Source organism: Agrobacterium sp. A3-95 (genome assembly GCF_053521785.1).
Map to the genome: position 1 here is coordinate 147957 of NZ_JBNWDR010000009.1, position 23663 is coordinate 171619.

The following is a 23663-nucleotide window of genomic DNA, read 5'->3' on the forward strand; positions in this document are numbered from 1 at the left end:
TGAATTGAAACTGAGAACCGTAAAAAACACGTATCAGGTTCCGGCGAAAATCCGGTGCCTGGCGCGACAGGGTGCAAGATGTCTTGCGCCCGCGCTCCATTTGTTCTACCCACCAAAGCCAAAGAACCCGTATATCGTGAGCTTCATATGACCCTTATAGACGTGCGCACCCCCGACCCGAAACGCTTCATTCCCGGCGCCACCGGCGATTGGGAAATCGTGATCGGCCTGGAGGTGCATGCGCAGGTTCTCTCCAATTCCAAGCTGTTTTCCGGCGCTTCGACCACTTTCGGCAATGCGCCGAACTCCAACGTGTCGCTTGTGGACGCCGCCATGCCCGGCATGCTTCCCGTCATCAACGAGGAATGCGTCAAGCAGGCGGTGCGCACCGGTCTCGGCCTGAAGGCCAAGATCAACAACCGTTCGATCTTCGACCGCAAGAACTATTTCTATCCGGATTTGCCGCAGGGCTACCAGATTTCGCAGTTCAAGGACCCGATCGTCGGCGAGGGCATCATCACGATTTCGCTCGGTCCGGACCGTCAGGGCAATTTCGAGGATATCGAGATCGGCATCGAGCGCCTGCATCTGGAGCAGGACGCCGGCAAGTCCATGCACGACCAGCACCCGACCATGTCCTTCGTGGACCTGAACCGTTCGGGCGTGGCGCTGATGGAAATCGTCTCCAAGCCCGACATGCGCTCGTCGGATGAGGCAAAGGCCTATCTCACCAAGCTGCGCTCCATCGTGCGTTATCTCGGCACCTGCGACGGCAACATGGACGAAGGCTCGATGCGCGCCGACGTCAACGTCTCCGTGCGCCGTCCCGGCGAAGGTTTCGGCACGCGCTGCGAGATCAAGAACGTCAACTCCATCCGCTTCGTCGGCCAGGCCATCGAATATGAGGCGCGCCGCCAGATCGCCATTCTCGAAGACGGCGGTGTCATCGATCAGGAAACTCGCCTGTTCGATCCCGGCAAGGGTGAGACGCGTTCCATGCGCTCCAAGGAAGACGCGCATGACTATCGCTATTTCCCTGATCCGGACCTGCTGCCGCTCGAATTCGACGATGCTTTCGTCGAGGCGCTGAAGGTCGATCTGCCGGAACTGCCTGATGACAAGAAGGCCCGTTTCGTCGCTGATCTTGGCCTGTCGGTCTACGACGCCTCGATCCTCGTTTCGGAAAAGGCGATCGCCGATTATTACGAGTCCGTTGCTGCCGGCCGCGACCCGAAGGCTGCCGCCAACTGGGTCATCAACGATCTTCTCGGTGCGCTGAACAAATCAGGCAAGGACATCGAGACGACGCCGGTTTCTCCCGAACAGCTGGGCGGCATTATCGATCTCATCAAGGCAGAGACCATTTCCGGCAAGATCGCCAAGGATGTGTTCGAAATCGTCTGGAACGAGGGCGGCAACCCGGCCGAAATCGTCGAGACGCGCGGCATGAAGCAGGTGACGGATACCGGCGCCATCGAAAAGGCCGTGGACGAGATCATCGCCGCCAACCCAGATCAGGTCGAGAAGGTGAAGGCGAAGCCGGCGCTTGCCGGCTGGTTCGTCGGCCAGGTCATGAAGGCGACGGGCGGCAAGGCCAACCCGCAGGCCGTGCAGGCGCTGGTGAAGGCCAAGCTCGGCATCGAGGACGAGTAAGCGGACGCTGCTTCCCGTGCCGGTACAATGGCATTGAAGTAGCAAGTTCTCATCCGTCATTCTCGGCATAAGCCCGAGGATGACGTCGAGCACTGGGACTGACATTAATTTATGCCGGGATCATGCCCGGCATTTCTGTTTCGAGACGGAGCAAACATCATGTTTTTTATACGCACGGCAAGCCAGCGCGATATCGAGCCGGTCCGGGCGCTTCTGGCTACCACCTGGCATGCGACCTACGACGCGATCTACGGCGCAGACAAGGTGAAGGAGCTGATTGCCGCATGGCATTCGCCACAGGCCATGAAGGACCGCATCGAGAAAAAGGGCGGCGAATTTCTGGTGGCCGATAATGGCCGGCAGATCGGCGGTATGGCTTATGCTTCCATGTCTGCGAAGATGAGCAAGACAGCCCTGTTGCACCAGCTTTATGTTGCACCTGAATTCCAGCGTCAGGGCGTCGGCCGCGATCTCTTCGCCGAGCTTGAAACCTGCTTTCCGGATGCGGAAATCATGCGTCTGGAAGTGGAGCCCAAAAATACTGTCGCAATAGCCTTTTATGAAGGCGTCGGATTTACCGAGGTTGACCGAATCGAGCGCATGGCGGGTATCGATGGTTTTCCCGGTATCGTCATGGAAAAGAGCCTGAAACGATGAATGCGACATTAGATACGCTGATAATCCGCACGGCACGGCAAGAGGATGTTCCCGCACTCGCGGCCATCTATGCCGCTGACGAAATCGGAGGCCACGGCGATACGGCCGACGAATCGGCCCTGCCGGACTATCTCGCGGCCTTCCGCGACATCGAGGCGTCACCCACCGAGACGCTTTACGTGGCGGAACTGGACGGCGAGATCGTCGGCACTTTCCAGACGGCCATCCTGACCAAGCTTATCGGGCGCGGCGCCAAATCCATGGTGATTGAAGCGGTGCAGACGCGGCCCGACATGCGCGGCCGTGGCATCGGCGCAGTCATGATCAACTATTGCCTTGATGAAGCGCGCGCCAGGGGCATGAAAGCCGTGCAGCTCACCTCCAACGTGGCGAGGCTCGATGCCCATCGCTTTTACGAGCGGCTGGGTTTCGAAAAGCGGCATCTCGGTTTCAGGATGAAGCTGAAATAGCGCGGATATATCGGGAAATACTGGACAATCGCCGTGAGGGGCGGCATAAGCTTGTCTTGTGCCGTGCACGGAAAATCGCTGCGGCGCATTCAAGCCCGAGGAACGCATAATGAAGACTCTCCTGACGCAAATCTTCACCTGGTGGAACGGCCAGACGATCGGAACGCGGTTTCACACCTGGCGTTTCGGCAAGAAGGTCGGACAGGACGAGTTGGGCAACACTTATTACGAAGGCGGCACCACCTCCTGGGGCATGCCGCGCCGTTGGGTGATCTATAACGGTTATGCCGAAGCTTCTGCCATTCCGCCCGGCTGGCATGGCTGGATGCACTACCGCACCGACGTGCCGCCGAGCCAGGAAACATACGTTCCGCGGGAATGGCAGAAGGCGCATCAGGCCAACCTCACCGGCACATCCAAGGCCTATCGCCCACAGGGATCGCTGGCGGTCGCAGGCGAGCGTCCACGCGTAACCGGCGACTACGACGCCTGGACCCCCGGCAACTGAGCAGGGGAAAAATGAGCATTGCGATGCGCGGTGTTGTGCAAAACGCCGCGCTTGGCACCCGACCTCACCGGTTTTTGCCACATTCCGCCCTTACGCGTTGATCCGGTCGTCGTCCCGACACAGGCAATTTTTTGGAGACATATCGTATGAGGATATTCACGCGGGATCGTTCTTTGCGTGCGCTGACAGTCTCGCTGTTTGCAGCGGTCTCTGCTGTCATCCTCGTATCGCCCGTCTCCGCCGCCCGTCTTGAAAACCGCGTGGCAGTGTTTTCCGGCATCGACAAGATCACCGGCCGCATTACGTCTTTCGATGTCTATATCGACGAAACGGTTCAGTTCGGCGCGCTCCAGGTGACGCCTAAGGTCTGTTACTCGCGCGACCAGACGGAAGCCCAGAAGATCGATGCTTTCATCGAGGTGGATGAAATTACTCTCGACCGCAAGATAAAGCGGATTTTCACTGGCTGGATGTTCGCCGACAGCCCCGGCCTCAATGCCGTCGAGCACCCGATCTACGACGTATGGCTGACGGGCTGCAAGCAGGACTCCGAAGTTCCCGCTCCCTCAACGGCAAGCAAATAACGTTACGTTATGATTTTTAGAATTGCAGGTCTGGCTGGTTGACGGCCTGATCGAGCATTTTCGCATATTGCTGCTTCGGCACGTCGATCGCGCCGAATGTCTTCAGATGCTCGGTGGTGAATTGAGTGTCGAGCAACACGAAACCGCTTGCTCTCAGCCGCTCCACCAGATGCACGAGGCAAATTTTCGAGGCGTTGGTGCGGCGGGAAAACATGCTCTCGCCGAAGAATGCGGCCCCAAGCGATACGCCGTAAAGTCCGCCGACAAGTTCCTTGCCATCCCACGCCTCGACACTATGGGCATGGCCGATCTGGTGCAGTTCGGTGTAGAGTTTGCGAATTGTGGCGTTGATCCAGGTGCTCGGCCTGTCCGGCGCTTCAGCCGCACATCCTGCCATCACCGCTTCGAAAGCGGTATTGAAGCGTATCTCGAACGGCTTCTTGCGCATCGCCTTGGCGAGGCTTTTGGAAATGTGGAAATCGTTGAGCGGAATGATTCCGCGTATTTCCGGCTCGACCCAGAAAAGCTCGGGATCGTCAGCCGAATCGGCCATCGGGAACAGGCCGGCGGAATAGGCGCGCAGCAATATATCGACGGTTATGCCGTTATTTTTGCTGCGCCGCCCAACCATATCTCTTAGTGAGACGCATCACCGGCCAGGTATTTTTCCAGCCAGTGAATGTCGTAATTGCCGCTGAGGATATCTTCGTTCTGAAGAAGATCCTGGAAAAGCGGGAGCGTGGTCTTGATGCCGTCGACGACGAACTCGTCCAATGCCCGGCGTAGACGGCGGATGCATTCGTCACGGTCGCGACCGTGAACGATAAGCTTGCCGATCATGCTGTCGTAATAAGGCGGGATCTTGTAGCCCTGATAGGCACCCGAATCGACGCGCACGCCAAGGCCGCCCGGCGTATGGAAATAGGTCAACGTGCCGGGGGAGGGAACGAATGTGCGCGGGTCCTCGGCATTGATACGGCATTCGATGGCATGGCCATGGAATTCGATATCCGCCTGCGTGACCGACAGGCCCTGTCCCGAAGCAACCCTGATCTGTTCCTGCACGAGGTCCATGCCGGTGATCGCTTCCGTGACCGGATGTTCCACCTGAAGACGGGTGTTCATTTCAATGAAATAGAACTCGCCGTTTTCGTAAAGGAACTCGATGGTGCCGGCACCGCGATATTTCAGCTTGCGCATGGCGCTTGCACAAATTTCGCCGATCTTCATGCGCTGTTCAACGGTGAGGGCCGGGGAGTTCGCCTCTTCCAGCACCTTCTGGTGACGGCGCTGCAGCGAGCAGTCGCGTTCGCCAAGATGAATGGCGTTGCCTTCGCCGTCGCCGAAAACCTGCACTTCGATATGACGCGGCTTGCCGAGGTATTTTTCCATATAAACGGCGTCGTTGCCGAAGGCAGCTGCCGCTTCGGAGCGGGCCGTCGAGACCGCCTCGTCGAGATCCGCTTCCGTCTTCGCCACCTTCATGCCGCGACCGCCGCCGCCTGCCGTCGCCTTGATCAGGACCGGGAAGCCGATCGTCCGGGCGATTTCGAGCGCATTCTCGGGCTTCACTTCGCCGTCGGAGCCGGGAACCACGGGAATACCGAGTTCCTGTGCGGTCTGCTTGGCGGTGATCTTGTCGCCCATAAGGCGGATATGCTCTGCGGTCGGTCCGATGAAGGTAATGCCGTGCGCGTCGAGGATATCGGCGAACTTGGCGTTTTCCGACAGGAAGCCGTAACCGGGGTGAACGGCGTCCGCACCGGTGATTTCGCAGGCCGCAACGATCTGGTGGATGTTGAGGTAGCTGTCACGCGAAGGCGGCGGGCCGATGCACACGCTTTCGTCGGCAAGGCGCACATGCATGGCGTCCGCGTCTGCGGTGGAATGCACGGCGACTGTCGGAATGCCAAGCTCCTTGGCAGCGCGCAGGACGCGCAGCGCAATCTCGCCGCGGTTGGCTATGAGGATCTTCGAAACCATGCTGAACCGCCTTTATTCGATGACCACGAGAGCTTCACCATACTCCACGGGCTGTGAGTCGTTGACGACGATTTCCACGACCTTGCCGGACTTCGGAGCCGGGATCTGGTTCATGGTCTTCATGGCTTCAACGATGAGGATGGTCTGACCTTCCTTGACGGTCGCGCCCACTTCGACGAACGGACGTGCGCCCGGAGCAGGCGACAGGTAAACCGTGCCGACCATTGGCGAGGTAACGGTATTGGCCGGGTTGCGGGCAGGTGCTGCGGCGACCGCAGGTGCTGCCGGAGCGGCAACTGCCGCTGCTGCAGGGGCTGGCGCCGGTGCTGCGTAACCGGTGGGCGCTGCGGCATATACCGTGGTGGGCGGAGCGGCGCGGGAAACGCGGATGCGCAGGTCTTCCTGCTCCACTTCGATTTCCGAAAGGTCGGTATCGTTGAGGATATTCGCGAGCTCGCGGATCAGTTCCTTGTCGATACCCTGTTTCTTTTCAGACATGACAAACCCTATTCTTTGTTTCTTTTTATGCCGTGATGTTCTTCAGCGCGTGAAGCGCCATGATGTAGCCATATGGTCCGAAACCGCAGACCATGCCCTTCGCGGCGGGCGATACCATCGATTTGTGACGGAACTCTTCCCGCGCGTGGATGTTGGAAATATGCACTTCCACGACGGGCGTGGAAATCGCACGAATGGCGTCATGCAGCGCGATCGAGGTGTGGCTGTAGGCGCCGGGATTGATGACCACACCTGCCGCTCTCTCTCCCGCCTCATGCAACCAGTCCACGAGCACGCCTTCGTGGTTGGACTGGCGGAATTCCACAGCGAACCCGAGATCTGCACCAGCAGCAAGACAATCATTCTCGATGTCTTTCAGCGTCTTGCCACCATAGATACCCGGTTCCCTTTTTCCCAGCATGTTGAGATTGGGGCCGTTGATGACGATGATGATGTTGCTCATTCGTGTTTCCATAAGAAAATCAGCGACACCTATAGACTGCGCAGCCTTCAAGGAAAAGCCCCCGGAAGCCGTAAAGAGCCGGCAGGCCCGGCATCCACAGGGAATGCAGCGGCTTTTTGCGGAATCAGGAGCAGGTGGCTTTTCCGCAGCTGCGCATATTGGCGATTTTTTCCTTCAACGGGTCCGCACCAACAGCGCCGAAAACAGCCTCGTTGCCGACGATATAGGACGGTGTTCCTGTTATGCCGAGGCTGTTGGCGAGCTTGTAGGTTTCCTGCACCTGCGCGTCGTTGGGGTTTTCTGCCATTGATTTGCGGATGTCGGCCTCCTTGAGACCGAGCGACGTCGCGACTTCCATGGCGCTGTCTTCATTCGCTCGTCCGCGACCGCCCAGCAAGGCGCGCTGGAATTCGGGATATTTGGCAGGTGCAAGCAGCTTGACGGCGTTGGAGACCCGATGCGCTGCGACCGATTCCGGCCCGAGGATCGGGAATTCCTTGAGCACGACGCGTACTTTCTTGTCCGTCTTCAGAATATTGTCCATGTCGCCCATGGCGCGTTTGCAATAACCACAATTGTAATCGAAGAACTCGACCAGTGTGACGTCGCCGTCCGGATTGCCGAGCGCCAGATCGTATTTCGATTCGAAGATGGTCTTCTGGTTGTCGGCCACGGCTTCCGCCGCCTTGGCGTTGCGGGTCGCATATTGCTTGCGTTCAAGCGCGTCCTGAACTTCAAGCATGATCTCGGGGTTCTCGATCAGATATTGCTTGATGAACTCTCCCAATTCCTTCTTCTGCTTGTCATCGAGGGCATGGGCGGGCAGAGAAGCGAAAGCCATGGAAAAGGCCGTTACGCTGGCGAGAAGGGTTGAACGGAGAAGATGCGCCATATCGGTCCTCATACTGTGCGGCCAATGCCTCATGAATGTTATGATGCAATTACCTTACTTTAAGCCAAATGCCATACGCCAAAAATAGTTGTCCGCATTATGGTCGCACGATTGTGAAGCGTGTGATTCTGGGGCAAGTCTCTGAAATACGGTTCAGGAAAGAGCATGCCCTTGATAACGATGTCGAAGCGGAGCGCAGTCGAACCCTTTCACGCCATGGATATTCTGGCGGAGGCGAACCGGCGACGGCAGGCGGGACGCCCCGTCATTTCCATGGCGGTCGGCCAGCCTTCCCATCCCGCACCGAAAGCCTCTCTGGCGGCCGCGCAGGAGGCGCTGAAGCATGGGCGGATCGGCTATACCGATGCGCTGGGCATGCGTGAATTGCGCGAAGCGATTGCCGGCCACTACCGTCTGCGCCACCAGGTTATCGTCGATCCGGCGCGCATTGCCGTTACCACCGGGTCTTCTGCCGCTTTCAACCTCGCCTTCCTCAGCCTTTTCGATGCCGGTGATCATGTCGCGATCGCAAGGCCCGGTTATCCCGCCTATCGCAATATCTTGAAAGCGCTTGGCCTCAATGTCGTGGAAGTGCCGGTAACGGCGGAAACCGGCTATACGCTGACGCCTGCCAGCCTCGAGCGGGCGGAAACCAGGGCGGGCTGCAAGTTAAAGGGCGTGCTCCTGGCAAGCCCGGCCAACCCAACCGGCACGGTCACCGGCCGCGAAGCGCTGAAACGGCTGGCAAACTATTGTGAAAGCCGGGATATCGCCTTCATTTCCGACGAGATCTACCACGGCCTGACTTTCGTCGGCGAGGAAACGAGCGCGCTCGAACTCACCGACAATGCCGTCGTCATCAATTCCTTCTCGAAATATTATTGCATGACCGGCTGGCGCATCGGCTGGATGGTCCTGCCGGAAAATCTCGTCCGTCCGGTCGAATGTCTTGCTCAGAGCCTGTATATTTCACCGCCGGAACTATCCCAGCTGGCGGCAACCGCAGCCTTTTCGGCGGCGGAGGAACTCGACGTCTACCGGGAAAGCTACCGCACCAACCGCGATTTCCTGATGACGCGCCTTCCGGAAATCGGCCTGCCGCTAGCATCTCCCATGGATGGAGCATTTTACGCCTATGTCGATACCAGCCGCTTTTCCAATGACAGCATGGATTTCGCCAAACGCATGCTGGCGGAAATCGACGTGGCGGCGACGCCCGGCATGGATTTCGATCCAGAGGAGGGCCACAGGGCGCTGCGCATTTCCTATGCGGGTTCGGTGTCGGATATTGCCGAGGCCGTTGGGCGCATTGCTGGCTGGCTGAAATAAGCCCTCGGGTTCTTCTCCCCTTGGCGGGGATCACGCGGGCGAACAACCGAAGGTGCTGGCAAAGGCCTTTTCACCCTTTGTGGTGAAGGTCAGCACGCGCCCGTTTCCTTGCCGCAGCCAGTCGCGCTGCTGCATGGCTTTCAGAAGCGATGCGCCGAGCCCGCCGCCGAGGTGGTGACGACGTTCGCTCCAGTCCAGGCAATGCAGGCAAACCGGGCGCCTTGCCTTTTCCAGCGGCGAAAGATCAATGCCGAAGCTCGAGAAGAAATCCCGCCCGCTATCCGTAAGTGCGGGATCGTCGCCTGACGTTACGAGACCTTTTGCGGTGATAGTCGAAAGCAGTGCCACGCCGCTTTCTCCGGCCAGATGATCGTAACAGATGCGCGCCTCGCGAAGCGCGGTGTCCTTTGGTCCGGTACGCACGCGCACGGCCCCGGTGCGCTGCGCAAGTCCCATCAGCGCTTCAAGAACCTGCGCCACATCCGCGTCGGAAAGCCGGAAATAGCGATGCCGCCCCTGTTTTTCCGCTTTGAGCAATTGGGCGTCGGAGAGTTTTGACAGATGCCCGCTAGCAGTCTGCAGTGTCACGCCGGCGGCTTCGGCAAGCTCGCTTGCTGTCAGCGCGCGTCCGTCCATCAGCGCCGTCAATATGTTGGCGCGGGCGGGGTCGCCGATCAGGGCGGCGACATTTGCGATCAAGGGTCCGTCTTTCATAGTTCGATGATAGCCGAAGCATTGATGTGAGGCAATGGCGTAGACAGGCAAGGCAGAACACGAGGAGACCGACGATGCTGACCTGTTTCATCCGTTACGAGATCGACCCCTTCAAGGTCGATTCTTTCGATCAATATGCCCGCAACTGGGGTGAGGCGATACCGCGCTGCGGCGCCGATCTGATCGGCTATTACGCGCCGAAAGAGGGATCGAGCACTATTGCCTACGGCGTCTATAACATCGAAAACCTTGCCGCGTACGAAGCCTACCGGGCGCGACTTGCCGCCGATCCGGCAGGGCAGGAAAATTATGAATTCGCCCGGCGCGAGCAATTCATCCGCCGCGAGGACAGGCTGTTCCTGAGGCTGGCATCTGCGCCGCATGGCGGGGGCGGACGATGATCGCCGTCATCTTCGAGGTCTGGCCGGCTGAGGGCGAAAAACAGCATTATCTCGATATTGCCGCCAGCCTGCGCGCCGAGCTCGAAACCATCGACGGATTCATGTCCGTCGAACGCTTTCAGAGCATCAGCAATCCCGACAAGATGCTTTCGCTGTCATTCTTCAGGGATGAGGAGGCGGTGAAGGCATGGCGCAACACCGCGTCGCATCGCGCAGCACAGTCGCTGGGACGGTCCGGCGTCTTTTGCAATTACCGCCTGCGTATCGCCACCGTGATGCGGGACTATGGTTTGAAGGAGAGGGAGGAGGCCCCGATCGACAGCAGACAGGCCCATGCGGCGGATGATCAAGTGCGGCGTTGACGGGCCTTCAGATCAGTTTTTCTTCAAGCCGGTCCAAGGCTTTCTGGTTCGAACTCGCTGCCAAAACCCGCTATAGAAGGAGCGGGTTATGGATGGAGAAGGGCTGCCACGCGGCGGTCCGCCCGATTGGACATGGAGAGAAGAACGATGTCGGTAGAAAAAGTGGCGATTGTGACGGCAGGCGGCAGCGGCATGGGCGCGGCCGTGGCGAAACGTCTAAGCGCTGATGGTTACAAGCTCGCGATCCTGTCGTCCTCCGGCAAGGGAGAGGCGCTGGCGAAGGAACTGGGCGGCATCGGCGTCACCGGCTCCAACCAGTCCAACGACGATCTCAATCGACTGGTGGAGCTGACGCTCGAAAAATTCGGCCGTATCGACATTCTCGTGAACAGTGCAGGCCATGGCCCGCGCGCCTCCATCCTCGATATCACCGATGAGCAATGGCACACGGGTCTCGATGTCTACCTGATGAACGTCATCCGCCCGACACGGATTGTGGCTCCATTCATGGTGAAACAGAAAGCCGGGTCGATCATCAACATCTCGACTGCCTGGGCTTTCGAGCCGAGCAGCATGTTCCCGACTTCTGCAGTGTTCCGCGCCGGCCTTGCTTCCTACACCAAGATTTTTTCCGATACCTATGCGGTCGACAATGTGCGCATGAACAATGTTCTGCCCGGTTGGATCGATAGCCTGCCAGCCACGGAAGAGCGCCGCCAGGGTGTGCCGATGCAGCGTTATGGAACGAGCGAGGAGATAGCCGCAACAGTTGCCTTCCTCGCCTCGGAAGGTGCGGGTTACATCACCGGCCAGAACATCCGCGTCGATGGTGGTCTGACACGGTCTGTTTGACGATTGGCATATCGGGCTTCCGTCACCCCGGACTTGGTCCTTTGCCAACGCGGTCTAGTCCTTGATCGCGAGAGATTTCTTTCACGGCGCAGACGCGCCGTGGCTGGATGCCGGATCGATTACGGCATGAGATAAACTTAACATCCGCCAACAAACCAAAACGCCCGCAACATGGTTGCGGGCGTTTTTCGTTTCAGTGTCTTCTATCAAAAGAAGCCTTTGCGCTGCCACCAGCCGCCCTTGCGCGGCTTCGGCTCGTCGCCGTCAGGGTTGGCGGGCGTGCCCGACGAGGTCACGACCGGCTCCGAATTCGAGACATTGCTGCCCCGGTTCGCGCGAACCTTTTCTTCCGTCGCGGGTGCTACCGCTTCCGAACCCAGATCGGCCGAGGCTTCACCCACTTCGTCGAGGGCGACATCGACGACGGTTTCCACAACGACTGTGGGCTCGACGATCACCGGCTCGACCGTTTCAACGGTTTTGGCCGCGACTTCAGCCTGCGGTGCCGCTTCAGCCGGCGGTACGTCTTCGGTCTTGGCCTTCGCCTTGCGGGTGCGGCGCGGTTTCTTCGGGGCTTCCGCTTCCACAACGTCGGCAACCACACCTTCCACCACTTCGGCAGCGGTAGGCACTTCGGTTACGGATGCTGCGGCGGAAACCTCTTCGCCTTCGCCTTCCGTTTCGCCTTCTTCGCCGGACTCATTGCCTGCGGCATCGAGAGCCTCGTCTTCAGCACGGTTGCGACGGCCGCCACGCTTGCCACGACGGCGACGCTTGCGCTTGCCTTCTTCATCAGAGCTTGCAGCTTCGTTCACACCGTTTTCATCAGTGTCGTCTGCGGCTTCATCGGTTTCGACGCCATCTTCGTCGTCCGCATCATCAGCGCCGGTGTCATCCCCAGCCTGCGCATCAACTGCACCGTTCTGGTCGTTCTGTCCGCCCTTGCCACGACGGCGACGACGACGCTTGCGCTTGCGCTTGCCGTCTTCACCATTGTCGCCCTGCTGCTGTTGCTGGCGCGGCTCGCTGGCCTGCGCCTTGACGATTTCTTCCTCTTCTTCGTCCTCTTCCACCTCAACAACGAAATCGTCTTCCTCTTCCACGAAGCTCGGGAGCATCTGGATAAGGCTTTCGATCTTCACCGGATTTTCAACCGCTTCGCCACGATCGATGGCGAAATGCTGCGCGCCGACGCCGGCATCGGCCGCAATGATGATCGCCACACCGAAGCGGCCTTCATAATCGACAATCGTGCCGCGCTTGTGGTTGAGCAGATAGAGAGCCGTTTCCGGCGTGCAGCGCACGGTGATGTTGTGGGTCGTGTTGCGCAGCAGATATTCCTCAACGCCGCGCAGCACGTGCAGAGCGATGGAGGATTCCGAGCGAACGTGACCCGTGCCGCCGCAATGCTGGCAGACCTGCGTGGTCGATTCCAGCACCGAAGCGCGGATGCGCTGGCGCGACATTTCCAGAAGACCGAAATGCGAGATACGGCCGACCTGGATGCGCGCCCGGTCGTTTTTCAGGCAGTCCTTGAGCTTTTTCTCGACGGAGCGGTTGTTGCGCTTTTCTTCCATGTCGATGAAGTCGATGACAACAAGACCGGCAAGGTCGCGAAGACGCAGCTGGCGAGCCACTTCTTCCGCCGCTTCCAGATTGGTCGTCAGCGCCGTTTCTTCAATGGAATGCTCGCGGGTCGAACGACCGGAGTTCACGTCGATGGCAACCAGAGCTTCCGTCTGGTTGATGATGAGGTAACCGCCCGATTTCAGCGTAACCTGCGGCTGCAGCATGCGGTCGAGCTGGGCTTCGATGCCCGAGCGCGAGAAGATCGGGTGGATGTCGCGGTAAGGCTGAACCACCTTGGCGTGGCTCGGCATCAGCATCTTCATGAAGTCTTTTGCTTCACGGTAGCCTTCTTCGCCCGAAACGATGATCTCGCTGATATCCTTGTTATAGAGATCGCGGATCGAACGCTTGATGAGCGAGCCTTCCTCGTAAACGAGGCAGGGGGCCGTGGAGTTCAGCGTCAGCGTGCGGACGTTTTCCCACAGGCGCATCAGATATTCGAAGTCGCGCTTGATCTCGACGCGGGTGCGGTTGGCGCCTGCGGTACGCAGAATGACGCCCATGCCCTGCGGAACTTCCAGATCGCGCGCGATTTCCTTCAGGCGCTTGCGGTCGGTCGGCTGGGTGATCTTGCGGGAAATGCCACCGCCGCGTGCGGTATTCGGCATCAGCACGGAATAACGGCCGGCAAGCGACAGATAGGTGGTGAGTGCGGCACCCTTGTTGCCGCGTTCTTCCTTGGCAACCTGCACGAGAAGGATCTGACGGCGCTTGATGACTTCCTGAATGCGGTACTGCTTGCGCGGCTTGCGGGCAACGCGATCGGGAACCTCTTCCATGGCGTCTTCGGCGCCGACGGATTCAATCACTTCCTTCTCGTGATGATCGTCATCATCGTCGTCGTCATCATCGTCATTGCCACGGCGAAGACCCTCGACTTCCTCGGAAATCGTATCTGTATCTACCATGGCAGCCATTTCGCCGCCCGTGCTGCCGTCTTCTTCGGAAGAGGCCTCAGCAGTGGTGTCGGAAACGGCTTCTTCTTCCGCTACCTTCTTCTTGGCGCGGGGGCGGCGGGTACGCTTCTTCGGTGCTTCTTCAGCAACGACCTCGACGGCCACAGCAGTCACATCTTCGGATACCTCTTCGGCAGCGGCAGCGGCAACGGTTTCGTCCACGACCACGGCGTCAGTCGTCTCGCTGACGGCAACGATGCCGACATCCGGCTGGTCCGCCTGCGACAGATCGACAGCCGGTGCGCCGGGCTCGGGGGCGTCAGCCGATTCAAAGTCGTCGCTGCGGCGATGATCCTCGGCTTCCGCCTTGAGGAGCGCCTGACGGTCGGCGAGCGGGATCTGGTAATAGTCAGGGTGGATTTCCGCAAAAGCGAGAAACCCGTGGCGATTTCCACCGTAATCGACGAAGGCCGCCTGAAGGGAGGGCTCAACCCTCGTGACCTTGGCAAGGTAGATATTGCCGCGGATCTGTTTCTTGTGCTCCGATTCGAAGTCGAATTCCTCGATCCGGTTCCCACGGACAACGACTACGCGTGTCTCCTCTTCGTGGGAGGCGTCGATAAGCATTTTGTCTGCCATGTAAGCTGTGCTCCTCGGCGCAGCCTTGTTTTATACGAGAACAGGCCCGCCACACGGACGAGCCTTTCATATGAGTGCAAGGATGTGCCGGAAATGAAGTCTCCAGCCGGGCCTCTGTAAACTGGCAGCATCCGGACCGACGGCGAGGCGCTTGGCCTGCTCCTGGTATCCGGTTCATATGAAAACTGCTGCGACATCATTGGCCAGGCGGAACGACAATAATATATAGACCCCTTGGGGTCCGATGAATTTGCTCTCCTCAGAGCAGCGGTGGCATTGCCACCGGGTAGGTCTCCGGCCACGGCCGGAATTGATCCAGTTTCAGGATAAATGTAACGACGGCAGATGATTGCCCGTTTTGCAGCGCCAGCGTCTTTTTCGATTGGCAGCCGGCGGGCATCTATCCCGTCAACACTTTTAACCCTCATCCTTGTTGTATGTTTTCTCTGTCATAATAGCAATAGGCTGGCTAAATATGCCATATTGTTGGTGGAATTTCCGGGTTAACAATTGGTTCACCAACGCCTGCGATTGTGGGGCGCAAACGCACAAACACGTGTCCGGCGTGGCCGAAATTACGACGTTCCCGGCACTTTGCCGCACCATTTATGAAAAATGACTGAAATACGGAATTTCTTGAAGACCATGAATTTCACGCGCAGCGCAGCGATATTCGATGGGGCAGGGCCGCTTGGCGCGCGAATCGCGCGGCTTGCGGGTGCCCTTGTCTTGCCGGTTGTCTTTTCGGTCGCCGCATTCGTCTCCTGCGTTCCACAGGCCTTCGCCGTGGAGCCGCTCATCGCCAATCAGGCACGCATCATCGGCGACGAGGCGCGCACGCGCATCGTTCTCGACTTTGCCGAGGAGCCGGAATTCGACATTCACTATCTCGATTCGCCCGCCCGCATCGTCGTGGACTTTCCGGCGGTGAATTTTGCGTTCCCCGCATCGGCTCTGGCGCCAACTGGCCTTTTCTCGGACATTCGCTTCGGTAGCATGGGGCAAGACAGCGCCCGCATCGTGCTGACGGCAAAAAAACCGGTTCAGGTGGCGGTTGCCGAAACCAAGAAGGGCGAGGACGGCACATCGTTCCGTTTCGTCCTGGATGCGGAGATTACCACCAAGGCCAAATTCGCCGAACTGGTGAAAGAGCAGCAATGGCGCGCCCCGGCGCCGGTCTCGACAGCGGCGATCACGCCTGACGACAAGACATCGCGGCAGACGGATTTCGTCATCGCAGTTGATGCCGGCCATGGCGGCATCGATGCCGGCGCTTCCGGCGGCGTAACCGGCACGGAGGAAAAGGTCATCACGCTGACCTTTGCCAAGGAACTTGTGGAGCGGATGAACCGGGAGCCCGGCATCAAGGCGTTCCTGACGCGTGATTCCGACACGTTTCTCGCTCTGTCCGAACGGGTGACGATCGCCCGGCAGAATAATGCCAACCTGTTTATTTCATTGCACGCCGATACACTGAAGCAGAAGGGCATCCGGGGCGCGACCGTCTATACATTGTCAGACCGCGCCTCAGACCGCAGGGCGCAGGAGCTGGCCGAGCGCGAAAACAAGTCCGACCAGATTGCCGGTGTGGCAGCCTCCAGCGAGCCGCCTGAGGTGGCCGATATCCTTCTCGATTTCACCCGGCGCGAAACGCAGGCCTTTTCGGTGACGCTGGCAGAAAATATTGTATCGTCCTTCGAGGGACAGGTCGGCCTCATCAACAATCCGCATCGTTATGCCGGTTTCATGGTGCTGCGCGCCCATGACGTGCCATCGGTGTTGCTGGAACTCGGCTTTCTCTCCAATCCGGAAGATGAAAAACTGCTTCTTGATGCGGAATGGCGCAAGAAGGTCGCCGATACGCTTGCAACTGCGGTCGGACGATACCGCACCAAGGCCATGGCGAACGGCGGCTGACGGGCCGGGCAGGTCAGCGGCGCCCCAGTTGTCGCCGTGCCCCTTGCTGCCGAAAAGCTGTTCAATTCTTGGGCCTTGCGGACGATTAGGTTGGTGAAGCCCTATTTTACTCACATTCGCCGCGTTATTGCGGAAGCGGATTCTGTGGTGATCCGCCATTGCGGCTGGAACCGCAATTGCGGCAGTCGGCCCGGTAACATATCAGCGAATGCTGTCGTTCCGGCTTGTCATCGAAGGTATGGTGTGCAAAACGGCACGCGATATGCAAGGATGCGCCCGTATCATCGGGCGTTGATGGTTACGATTCGAATTATCGGTAGCTTGGTATGATCAGACTGATTGGATATTTTTTCGGCTTGGCCAGCGTACTCTTCCTGTGCGCCGCCGCCGCCGGTGCAATTTATTTGCACGGCGTGACGAAGGACCTGCCGGATTACGCAGTTCTGAGCACTTATGAGCCGCCGGTGACGACCCGCGTGCACGCCGGCAACGGCGCGCTCATGGCGGAATACGCCCATGAAAAGCGCCTGTTCCTGCCGATCCAGGCTATCCCGGACCGTGTGAAGGCAGCTTTCCTTTCGGCGGAAGACAAGAATTTCTACAACCATCCGGGTGTGGACATCTGGGGTCTCGGCCGTGCCGTTCTCGTCAACCTCCAGAATATCGGCTCCGGCCGTCGTCCGGTCGGCGCGTCCACAATCACCCAGCAGGTGGCGAAGAACTTCCTGCTCACCAACGACCAGACCTTTGACCGCAAGCTCAAGGAAGCGCTTCTGTCCTTCCGCATTGAGCAGACCTATTCCAAGGACAAGATCCTCGAGCTTTATCTCAACGAGATCTTTTTCGGCCTGAATTCCTACGGTATCGCCGGTGCGGCACTCACCTATTTCAACAAATCGGTCACCGAACTGACGATCGCGGAAACCGCCTATCTCGCGTCGCTGCCGAAGGGCCCGGCCAACTACCATCCGATCCGCCGCGAGAAGGCGGCGCTGGAACGCCGCAACTGGGTGATCGACCGCATGGCCGAGAACGGCTACATCACGGTCGGCGATGCCGAGGACGCAAAGAAGCAGCCGCTTGGCGTCAATCTGCGCCGTGGCGGCGCGCATATCTTCGCGTCTGACTATTTCGCCGAGGAAGTCCGCCGCCAGATCGTCGAGAAATACGGCGAGCAGGCGCTTCTTGAAGGCGGCCTTTCGGTTCGCACCTCTTTCGATCCGCAGATCCAGATGGAGGCGCGCAAGGCGCTTCAGGACGGTCTGGTGCAATATGACGAGCGTCGCGGTTTCCGCGGACCCGTCGAAAAGATCGAGACAACCGGTGACTGGACTGCAGCGCTCGCCAAGGTAAAGGGCCTTCGCGACGTTCCCGAATGGAAGATCGCAGTTGTCCTCGCCGTTGCTGCCGATGGCATCGATATTGGCGTGCAGGTCGACCCCGATGCCGAGGATGGCGACAAGCGCACACGCGGCCATATCTCCGCTGAAAACATGCGTTGGGCCTATCGCGATGCAACAGGCAAAAAGCCGACGGCTAAGTCGCCGGTTGGCGTTCTGGCTGTTGGTGACGTCGTTTACGCACAGCCGCTGTCCGGTTCCGGCAACGAATATCGTCTGCGCCAGCCCCCGAAGGTGCAGGGCGGCATGATGGTGATGGATCCGCACACTGGCCGCGTTCTGGCCATGGTCGGCGGCTTCTCCTATGCGCAGTCGGAATTCAACCGCGCCACGCAGGCGATGCGCCAGCCCGGCTCCTCCTTCAAGCCGTTCATCTATGCGGCTGCACTCGACAACGGCTATACCCCGGCCTCGGTCATTCTCGACGCGCCAATCGAGGTTGTTTCGGGCGGCCAGGTCTGGAAGCCGCAGAATTACGGCGGGGGTTCCGCTGGTCCTTCGACCCTGCGTCTAGGCATCGAAAAATCCCGTAACCTCATGACAGTGCGTCTGGCGCAGGACATGGGCATGAATCTGGTGGCTGAATATGCCGAACGCTTCGGCATCTACGACAAGATGCCGCCGCTTCTGGCAATGTCGCTCGGTTCGGGTGAAACAACCATCATGCGCATGGTCTCGGCCTATTCTGTGATCGCCAATGGTGGAAAGCAGATCAAGCCGACTCTGATCGACCGCATCCAGGACCGTTACGGCAAGACGATCTTCCGGCATGAGGAGCGTGCCTGCGAGGGCTGCAACGCCACCAGCTGGCAAAATCAGGACGAGCCGGTCATCGTTGATAACCGCGAGCAGGTTCTCGACCCGATGACCGCTTACCAGACGACCTCCATGCTTGAAGGTGTCGTGCAGCGCGGCACGGCGGCGGGCAAGATCAAGGTCGATCTGCCGGTTGCTGGCAAGACGGGCACCACCAACGATGAAAAGGACGCCTGGTTCGTCGGTTACACGCCGGACATGGTTGCCGGTCTTTATATCGGCTTCGATTCGCCCGCACCGCTTGGGCGCGGCGGCACCGGTGGTTCGCTGTCGGCACCGATCTTCGGCGAGTTCATCGCCGATGCGGCCAAGCACCTTGAACCGAGCAAGTTCATCGTGCCTGAAGGCATGAAGTTCATCGCCGTCAACCGCAAGACCGGCATGGCCGCTTCGGAAGGCGAACCTGATACGATCATGGAAGCCTTCAAGCCGGGCACCGGCCCGGCCGATACCTTCTCGGTGATCGGCGCGGAAGGCATGTCGCAGGAGGATATTCTGAAGACCTCGCCACAGGCCCAGCAGGCCATCACCGGCGGTGGCGGCGGTCTTTATTGATACCAGTCTTATGTTTGGCGGGGGGCGCGGGTCTTTACATCCGCGCCCCCCGCATTTATTTGAGCTACCAGTTTAATTGAAGGCGAAGAACCAGCGAAATGCGCAATGAAATTGTGAACGTAGTCGACGAAATCAAGCAGGCCATAAGCCTGCTGAGGAGGCATCTTTGACTGGGACCAGGCGATAAGACGACTGGACTGGTTGAATAACAAGGCAGAGGACCCGACCCTCTGGAACGATGCCACCGAAGCGCAGAAATTGATGCGCGAGCGCCAGCAGCTGGATGACAGCATCAATGGCGTGAAGGCGCTTGAGCAGCAGCTCAAGGACAATGTCGAGCTGATCGAACTCGGCGAGATGGAAGGCGACGACGAGATCGTCAAGGACGCCGAAGATGCGCTGAAGGCGCTGAGGAGCGAGGCGAACCGCCGTCAGGTGGAAGCCATGCTTTCCGGTGAAGCTGATAGCAACGATACCTATCTCGAAGTTCATTCCGGCGCCGGCGGTACGGAAAGCCAGGACTGGGCCAACATGCTGCTGCGCATGTATACCCGCTGGGCTGACCGCGAAGGCTTCAAGGTTGAAGTGCTGGAAGTTCATGACGGCGAAGAGGCCGGCATCAAGTCCGCGACGATCCTCGTCAAGGGCCACAATGCCTTCGGCTGGCTGAAGACGGAATCGGGCGTACACCGCCTCGTCCGCATCTCGCCCTATGACAGCAATGCGCGTCGCCACACATCGTTCTCCTCCGTCTGGGTTTACCCAGTGGTCGATGATTCGATCCAGATCGACATCAATGAGAGCGATTGCCGCATCGATACCTATCGTTCGTCCGGTGCAGGCGGCCAGCACGTCAACACCACCGATTCGGCCGTGCGTATTACCCACATACCGACCGGTATTGCCGTGGCCTGCCAGCAGGAGCGTTCCCAGCACAAGAACCGCGCCAAGGCGTGGGACATGCTGCGCGCCCGTCTCTACGAGGTGGAACTGCAAAAGCGGGAAGATGCGGCAAACGCTCAGGCCGCATCCAAGACGGATATCGGCTGGGGCCACCAGATCCGTTCCTACGTTCTGCAACCCTACCAGTTGATCAAGGACCTGCGCACCGGCGTGGAAAGCACCGCACCCGGCAACGTGCTGGATGGCGATCTGAACCAGTTCATGGAAGCGGCCCTCGCGCACCGCATCAGCGGCGGCGCAGACGTGGAAGTGGCTGATATCGACTGACGCGTCACAGCGTCGCTTGAAAAAATCACCCCTCGCAAATCCATTGCGAGGGGTTTTTCGTTGGAGGAGATGCATGAAACAGGCGCTTTACATCGTCGACGTTCAGCCGAGCTTCAATCCGCCGGCCGCGCTTGTGGCGGACATATCCGCGCTGGCCGCCACCATGCCAAGCGTTGCCAGCGTCGAGCGCCATGATGAAAGCGTCACGCCTTTCGAGCGGCAACTTGGCTGGAAGCCGGGCAGGGACGACTGCTCGCTGGTTGCGGCGGACTGGATTTTCATAAAGCACGGCTACGCGCCGCCAAGGGCGGCTATTGACCACCTCCTGTCTCTAAAGCTCGACAGGGTGCTGGTCTGCGGCATTCAGGCCGATACCTGCGTACTGGCTGCGGGTTTTGCCCTGTTCGATGCGGGGCTTCATCCCACGCTTCTGCCATGGCTGACGGTGGGCTCCAGCCTAGATCGCAGCGGCGAACTCGGCGCCAGACTATGGAAACATCATTTCGGTGCGGTTCTGGCCGGGCCGCATGAGCTTAACGCGTAGAGAGTTTCCAGTAAAACTGCGTATAATCCAGGAGGTAGAGAACCTCCAACGATTCCGTTCAAACCGACGTTCTCTCGCCCTCAGTTCGAGGCCTTTTCGATCTTCATCTCGCCGAGTTCGTCGATCAGGATCGTCCAGCTTTCCGCTTCCCTGATCTGCGGATCGGTTTTCAGATAGACGGTCACAAACAGGCCGGGCGAGGCCGATGCACCGTTTGAGCTTTCGGGGCGAATATCCGTGACGTAGGACTTCATCTGGTTGAACTCTTCCAGCTCGATGTTTTCGAGAAGGTTCGGTCCGTTTGCGGTAGTGGCGATGCGCTGCAGATAGACTTTAGCGGTGCCATCGCCCTGGCGGATTGCAACCACCTTGTAATAACCGCGTGTGGGCGTCGCTGGCGGCGGCCGCAACTGGCCGTCAGGACCTTTCACCGGCTCAAGATTATGCTCTTCCCACATGCCGCTGCTGACAACGAAGATCGCCGATACCGGCAAGTTGTCGATGGCCTCCGTTTGCGCCCGCACGGGTAGCGCTGTGGCGGCGAAAATCAGGGCGGCGAGAAGAGGTTTTTTCAGGGGCATGGCCATCATCAGTGGTTGGCGTCAATTGTTGAATTGTTCGGCGAGTACGCGGTCTGACCATGAACGGTCTGGGTCCGAGAGAATTCTGGCCGTCCTGTCCTGCGATTGCGCAATCCGCACATGCCGTACGGATTTCACCTCCGTATGGTCGGCGACCGCGTTCACCGGACGCTTGTCGCGCTCCAGAACGTGAATATCGACCGTCACCTTGTTGGGCAAAAGTGCGCCGCGCCAACGCCTTGGCCGGAAGGCGCTGACGGGCGTGAGCGCCAGAAGCGGTGATTCCAACGGCAGGATCGGTCCATGGGCTGAGAAGTTATAAGCTGTCGATCCTGCCGGTGTCGCAACCATCATGCCGTCGCAAATCAACTCTTCAAGCCTCGTCTTGCCGTCCACCTCGACACGAAGCTTGGCGGCCTGATGCGATTGCCGGAACAGGCTGACCTCGTTCATGGCAAGCGCCGTAAATTCATCGCCGTCGGAATCCGTCGTCGTCATGCGCAGCGGATGAAAATCATTGCCGGTCGCCACCGCAATACGCTCGACCAGGCCGTCTACCCGGTAGTCGTTCATCAGAAAGCCGACCGATCCCCGGTTCATGCCATAGACCCGCTTGCCGGAATTCATCGTTTCGTTGAGAATTTGCAGCATGAAGCCATCGCCGCCGAGCGCCACGATCACTTCCGCCTCGTCGAAGGGCGTGTTGCCGTAAGCGCCTTTCAGCTCCTCCAGCGCCCTCTGCGCCTCCTCGGTTGCGGAGGCGACGAAGGATAGTGAACAGTTAGAATGCGACATTCGCTTCCCTCGGCAAAGACGCATACCGGAATCGATATGCGGACGATGCTGTAACCTGTTGAAGCAGCTCATAATCTCCAAACGTCGATAAAACGGTCGATCGCAAGCCACAAGACGCATCCTTGGTACATGAAGACGGCAGCAGGCGACAAGGCCTTTCCAGCGGACAGGCGTTCGCAGCAGGCGGGTTTACCCGCGTGCGGTCCACAGCTTCTTGGTTTCCGGCCTTCGACAAGGGTTGCGATGCGGCGCGACGTGAGGCAACTTGCGCGAAACAAGCGGAACGGCGAGTGGCAGGAGACGGGCGTGGTGCTGAATTACAATATCTACGATGTCTTTACCGAGACCAAAATGGCGGGAAATCCGCTGGCGGTCATGTATGACGCGGATGGCCTCGACCAAGTGACGATGCAGGCGATAGCCAGAGAAATGAACCTCTCCGAGACCGTTTTCGTCAACCGCTCGGGCAACCCGGCCCACGCGGCTTCGCTGCGTATCTTCACGCCTTCGGGCGAGTTGCCTTTCGCGGGCCACCCGACTGTTGGCGCAGCGATTGCGATTGCCGAGCGCAATCGCAATGAAGGTGACGACGATATCGATATGGTCTGTGTGCTGGAGGAAAAGGTGGGTCCGGTCCGCTGTGCGGTGAAAATGCGCGCCGGTGCGGTCAGCTTCGCCGAATTCGACCTGCCGCGCAAATCGTCCCGCGTCACCCTGCCGCTCGATCATGCCGCACTTGCCGATGCGCTGGGCGTGAGCGAAGGCCATCTAGGCTTTGAGAACCACGTACCGTCGATCTGGACGGCCGGTGTGCCGTTCCTGCTCGTGCCGCTGCACAATATTGCCGCTATCAGCGAAATGGATTTCGACGCCAATCTCTGGCTGCGCACCGCACCGCTGGTGGAGGGGCGCCTGACGGCGGCCTATATCTACTGTCGCGGCGGCGTCAATCACGCGGCAAAGTTCCATGCCCGTATGTTTTCCCCGGAAATGGGGATTTCGGAAGACCCCGCCACCGGTTCCGCCGCCGCCGCCCTTTCCGGTGCAATCCATCATTTCGACGGCCTGACAGACGGTCACTATCCGCTCTTGATAGAGCAGGGCGTGGAGATGGAACGTCCTTCCCACATCCATCTGCGCATGGACATCAAGGACAACGAAATCGCCCGCGCCCGCATCGGTGGCCACGCGGTCCGTGTAGCATCGGGTACGTTCGAGATCTGATTTCAACGTGAGCGACTGAACTACAGTCAAAAAGCTACCTGCCGACCAAAAAGAAAAACCCCGGCCATGAC

23 protein-coding genes are annotated in these 23663 nt (G+C 59.1%); 14 read left to right on the top strand and 9 right to left on the bottom strand.

Going from position 1 to position 23663, the window contains the following annotated elements; translation table 11 throughout:
• Positions 1–147: 147 nt before the first annotated feature.
• The 5 genes from gatB (at position 148) to ACQZ5Y_RS21795 (ending at position 3872) form a co-directional block, all read left to right on the top strand.
• A complete protein-coding gene (gatB, locus tag ACQZ5Y_RS21775; RefSeq protein WP_174049403.1) occupies positions 148–1653 on the top strand; it encodes an Asp-tRNA(Asn)/Glu-tRNA(Gln) amidotransferase subunit GatB in 1506 nt (501 codons plus the stop codon).
• Between the two features lie 159 nt (positions 1654–1812).
• Positions 1813–2310 (top strand): GNAT family N-acetyltransferase, encoded by a 498-nt coding sequence (locus ACQZ5Y_RS21780; protein WP_013635976.1) that lies wholly within the window; start codon positions 1813–1815, stop codon positions 2308–2310.
• On the top strand, positions 2307–2780 hold the full coding sequence (locus ACQZ5Y_RS21785; RefSeq protein ID WP_112752832.1) for a GNAT family N-acetyltransferase: 474 nt from the start codon (positions 2307–2309) through the stop codon (positions 2778–2780). Before ACQZ5Y_RS21780 ends, ACQZ5Y_RS21785 begins: the two co-directional genes overlap by 4 nt.
• 109 nt (positions 2781–2889) lie before the next feature.
• A complete protein-coding gene (locus tag ACQZ5Y_RS21790) occupies positions 2890–3288 on the top strand; it encodes an NADH:ubiquinone oxidoreductase subunit NDUFA12 (RefSeq protein WP_013635978.1) in 399 nt (132 codons plus the stop codon).
• Positions 3289–3434: 146 nt separating this feature from the next.
• Positions 3435–3872, top strand: a complete 438-nt coding sequence (locus ACQZ5Y_RS21795) for a DUF2155 domain-containing protein (protein ID WP_013635979.1) — start codon at positions 3435–3437, stop codon at positions 3870–3872.
• A 16-nt stretch (positions 3873–3888) separates the two neighbouring features.
• Here the strand turns inward: ACQZ5Y_RS21795 and aat are convergent, their stop codons facing one another.
• From aat to ACQZ5Y_RS21820, 5 genes are all read right to left on the bottom strand, one after another.
• Positions 3889–4503 (bottom strand): leucyl/phenylalanyl-tRNA--protein transferase, encoded by a 615-nt coding sequence (gene aat, locus ACQZ5Y_RS21800; RefSeq protein ID WP_003512757.1) that lies wholly within the window; start codon positions 4501–4503, stop codon positions 3889–3891.
• 5 nt (positions 4504–4508) lie between these two features.
• Positions 4509–5855 carry an acetyl-CoA carboxylase biotin carboxylase subunit gene (gene accC / locus ACQZ5Y_RS21805; RefSeq protein ID WP_013635980.1) on the bottom strand — a complete coding sequence of 449 codons (1347 nt, stop codon included), beginning with the start codon at positions 5853–5855 and terminating at the stop codon, positions 4509–4511.
• Positions 5856–5867: 12 nt separating this feature from the next.
• On the bottom strand, positions 5868–6353 hold the full coding sequence (accB, locus tag ACQZ5Y_RS21810; RefSeq protein ID WP_003512759.1) for an acetyl-CoA carboxylase biotin carboxyl carrier protein: 486 nt from the start codon (positions 6351–6353) through the stop codon (positions 5868–5870).
• 25 nt (positions 6354–6378) lie between these two features.
• Positions 6379–6816 (bottom strand): type II 3-dehydroquinate dehydratase, encoded by a 438-nt coding sequence (gene aroQ / locus ACQZ5Y_RS21815; protein ID WP_003496340.1) that lies wholly within the window; start codon positions 6814–6816, stop codon positions 6379–6381.
• A 124-nt stretch (positions 6817–6940) separates the two neighbouring features.
• Positions 6941–7708: a DsbA family protein gene (locus ACQZ5Y_RS21820; protein WP_013635983.1), complete on the bottom strand. Its 768-nt coding sequence runs from the start codon at positions 7706–7708 to the stop codon at positions 6941–6943.
• Positions 7709–7879: 171 nt separating this feature from the next.
• On the opposite strand from ACQZ5Y_RS21820, the gene ACQZ5Y_RS21825 reads away from it, so the two are divergent.
• A complete protein-coding gene (locus tag ACQZ5Y_RS21825; protein WP_174049443.1) occupies positions 7880–9037 on the top strand; it encodes a pyridoxal phosphate-dependent aminotransferase in 1158 nt (385 codons plus the stop codon).
• Positions 9038–9067: 30 nt separating this feature from the next.
• Here the strand turns inward: ACQZ5Y_RS21825 and ACQZ5Y_RS21830 are convergent, their stop codons facing one another.
• Positions 9068–9751 (bottom strand): ArsR/SmtB family transcription factor, encoded by a 684-nt coding sequence (locus ACQZ5Y_RS21830; protein ID WP_038490782.1) that lies wholly within the window; start codon positions 9749–9751, stop codon positions 9068–9070.
• Positions 9752–9825: 74 nt separating this feature from the next.
• Between ACQZ5Y_RS21830 and ACQZ5Y_RS21835 the strand changes: the two genes are divergently transcribed.
• The 3 genes from ACQZ5Y_RS21835 to ACQZ5Y_RS21845 all read left to right on the top strand — a co-directional run bounded on the left by ACQZ5Y_RS21835 (position 9826) and on the right by ACQZ5Y_RS21845 (position 11366).
• Complete coding sequence (locus ACQZ5Y_RS21835) at positions 9826–10152, top strand: NIPSNAP family protein (RefSeq protein WP_174049404.1); 327 nt, start codon at positions 9826–9828, stop codon at positions 10150–10152.
• Positions 10149–10514, top strand: coding sequence for an antibiotic biosynthesis monooxygenase family protein (locus ACQZ5Y_RS21840; RefSeq protein WP_174049405.1), 366 nt, complete (start codon positions 10149–10151; stop codon positions 10512–10514). The genes ACQZ5Y_RS21835 and ACQZ5Y_RS21840 overlap by 4 nt, the downstream gene beginning before the upstream one ends.
• A gap of 147 nt (positions 10515–10661) precedes the next feature.
• Positions 10662–11366 (top strand): SDR family oxidoreductase, encoded by a 705-nt coding sequence (locus ACQZ5Y_RS21845; protein ID WP_174049406.1) that lies wholly within the window; start codon positions 10662–10664, stop codon positions 11364–11366.
• 206 nt (positions 11367–11572) lie between these two features.
• Here ACQZ5Y_RS21845 and ACQZ5Y_RS21850 read toward each other — a convergent pair whose 3' ends face one another.
• Positions 11573–14530, bottom strand: a complete 2958-nt coding sequence (locus ACQZ5Y_RS21850) for an Rne/Rng family ribonuclease (protein ID WP_174059857.1) — start codon at positions 14528–14530, stop codon at positions 11573–11575.
• A gap of 645 nt (positions 14531–15175) precedes the next feature.
• Here ACQZ5Y_RS21850 and ACQZ5Y_RS21855 point away from each other — a divergent pair.
• The 4 genes from ACQZ5Y_RS21855 to ACQZ5Y_RS21870 all read left to right on the top strand — a co-directional run bounded on the left by ACQZ5Y_RS21855 (position 15176) and on the right by ACQZ5Y_RS21870 (position 20992).
• A complete protein-coding gene (locus tag ACQZ5Y_RS21855; RefSeq protein ID WP_025593308.1) occupies positions 15176–16447 on the top strand; it encodes an N-acetylmuramoyl-L-alanine amidase in 1272 nt (423 codons plus the stop codon).
• Positions 16448–16773: 326 nt separating this feature from the next.
• A complete protein-coding gene (locus ACQZ5Y_RS21860) occupies positions 16774–19218 on the top strand; it encodes a penicillin-binding protein 1A (RefSeq protein ID WP_003512768.1) in 2445 nt (814 codons plus the stop codon).
• A 98-nt stretch (positions 19219–19316) separates the two neighbouring features.
• A protein-coding gene (prfB, locus tag ACQZ5Y_RS21865) for a peptide chain release factor 2 (RefSeq protein WP_097102382.1) occupies positions 19317–20448 on the top strand; the annotation gives its coding sequence in 2 pieces (ribosomal slippage) (positions 19317–19385 and positions 19387–20448; 1131 coding nt in all).
• 73 nt (positions 20449–20521) lie between these two features.
• Positions 20522–20992, top strand: a complete 471-nt coding sequence (locus ACQZ5Y_RS21870) for a cysteine hydrolase family protein (protein ID WP_003512771.1) — start codon at positions 20522–20524, stop codon at positions 20990–20992.
• Positions 20993–21072: 80 nt separating this feature from the next.
• Here the strand turns inward: ACQZ5Y_RS21870 and ACQZ5Y_RS21875 are convergent, their stop codons facing one another.
• Positions 21073–21573 (bottom strand): hypothetical protein, encoded by a 501-nt coding sequence (locus ACQZ5Y_RS21875; RefSeq protein ID WP_174049408.1) that lies wholly within the window; start codon positions 21571–21573, stop codon positions 21073–21075.
• A 21-nt stretch (positions 21574–21594) separates the two neighbouring features.
• A complete protein-coding gene (locus tag ACQZ5Y_RS21880; protein ID WP_003512774.1) occupies positions 21595–22368 on the bottom strand; it encodes an NAD kinase in 774 nt (257 codons plus the stop codon).
• 306 nt (positions 22369–22674) lie between these two features.
• On the opposite strand from ACQZ5Y_RS21880, the gene ACQZ5Y_RS21885 reads away from it, so the two are divergent.
• The gene (locus ACQZ5Y_RS21885) at positions 22675–23592 is read left to right on the top strand and encodes a PhzF family phenazine biosynthesis protein (protein ID WP_025593313.1); all 918 of its coding nucleotides are present in this window, start codon (positions 22675–22677) and stop codon (positions 23590–23592) included.
• Positions 23593–23663 lie beyond the last annotated feature (71 nt).

What these genes read in the sequence shown, in the direction of transcription:
- gatB (WP_174049403.1), top strand. Translation starts at nt 148, where the DNA reads ATGACCCTTATAGACGTGCGCACCCCCGACCCGAAACGCTTCATTCCC.
- ACQZ5Y_RS21780 (WP_013635976.1), top strand. Translation starts at nt 1,813, where the DNA reads ATGTTTTTTATACGCACGGCAAGCCAGCGCGATATCGAGCCGGTCCGG.
- ACQZ5Y_RS21785 (WP_112752832.1), top strand. Translation starts at nt 2,307, where the DNA reads ATGAATGCGACATTAGATACGCTGATAATCCGCACGGCACGGCAAGAG.
- ACQZ5Y_RS21790 (WP_013635978.1), top strand. Translation starts at nt 2,890, where the DNA reads ATGAAGACTCTCCTGACGCAAATCTTCACCTGGTGGAACGGCCAGACG.
- ACQZ5Y_RS21795 (WP_013635979.1), top strand. Translation starts at nt 3,435, where the DNA reads ATGAGGATATTCACGCGGGATCGTTCTTTGCGTGCGCTGACAGTCTCG.
- aat (WP_003512757.1), bottom strand. Translation starts at nt 4,503, where the DNA reads ATGGTTGGGCGGCGCAGCAAAAATAACGGCATAACCGTCGATATATTG.
- accC (WP_013635980.1), bottom strand. Translation starts at nt 5,855, where the DNA reads ATGGTTTCGAAGATCCTCATAGCCAACCGCGGCGAGATTGCGCTGCGC.
- accB (WP_003512759.1), bottom strand. Translation starts at nt 6,353, where the DNA reads ATGTCTGAAAAGAAACAGGGTATCGACAAGGAACTGATCCGCGAGCTC.
- aroQ (WP_003496340.1), bottom strand. Translation starts at nt 6,816, where the DNA reads ATGAGCAACATCATCATCGTCATCAACGGCCCCAATCTCAACATGCTG.
- ACQZ5Y_RS21820 (WP_013635983.1), bottom strand. Translation starts at nt 7,708, where the DNA reads ATGGCGCATCTTCTCCGTTCAACCCTTCTCGCCAGCGTAACGGCCTTT.
- ACQZ5Y_RS21830 (WP_038490782.1), bottom strand. Translation starts at nt 9,751, where the DNA reads ATGAAAGACGGACCCTTGATCGCAAATGTCGCCGCCCTGATCGGCGAC.
- ACQZ5Y_RS21835 (WP_174049404.1), top strand. Translation starts at nt 9,826, where the DNA reads ATGCTGACCTGTTTCATCCGTTACGAGATCGACCCCTTCAAGGTCGAT.
- ACQZ5Y_RS21840 (WP_174049405.1), top strand. Translation starts at nt 10,149, where the DNA reads ATGATCGCCGTCATCTTCGAGGTCTGGCCGGCTGAGGGCGAAAAACAG.
- ACQZ5Y_RS21845 (WP_174049406.1), top strand. Translation starts at nt 10,662, where the DNA reads ATGTCGGTAGAAAAAGTGGCGATTGTGACGGCAGGCGGCAGCGGCATG.
- ACQZ5Y_RS21850 (WP_174059857.1), bottom strand. Translation starts at nt 14,530, where the DNA reads ATGGCAGACAAAATGCTTATCGACGCCTCCCACGAAGAGGAGACACGC.
- ACQZ5Y_RS21855 (WP_025593308.1), top strand. Translation starts at nt 15,176, where the DNA reads ATGAATTTCACGCGCAGCGCAGCGATATTCGATGGGGCAGGGCCGCTT.
- ACQZ5Y_RS21860 (WP_003512768.1), top strand. Translation starts at nt 16,774, where the DNA reads ATGATCAGACTGATTGGATATTTTTTCGGCTTGGCCAGCGTACTCTTC.
- ACQZ5Y_RS21870 (WP_003512771.1), top strand. Translation starts at nt 20,522, where the DNA reads ATGAAACAGGCGCTTTACATCGTCGACGTTCAGCCGAGCTTCAATCCG.
- ACQZ5Y_RS21875 (WP_174049408.1), bottom strand. Translation starts at nt 21,573, where the DNA reads ATGCCCCTGAAAAAACCTCTTCTCGCCGCCCTGATTTTCGCCGCCACA.
- ACQZ5Y_RS21880 (WP_003512774.1), bottom strand. Translation starts at nt 22,368, where the DNA reads ATGTCGCATTCTAACTGTTCACTATCCTTCGTCGCCTCCGCAACCGAG.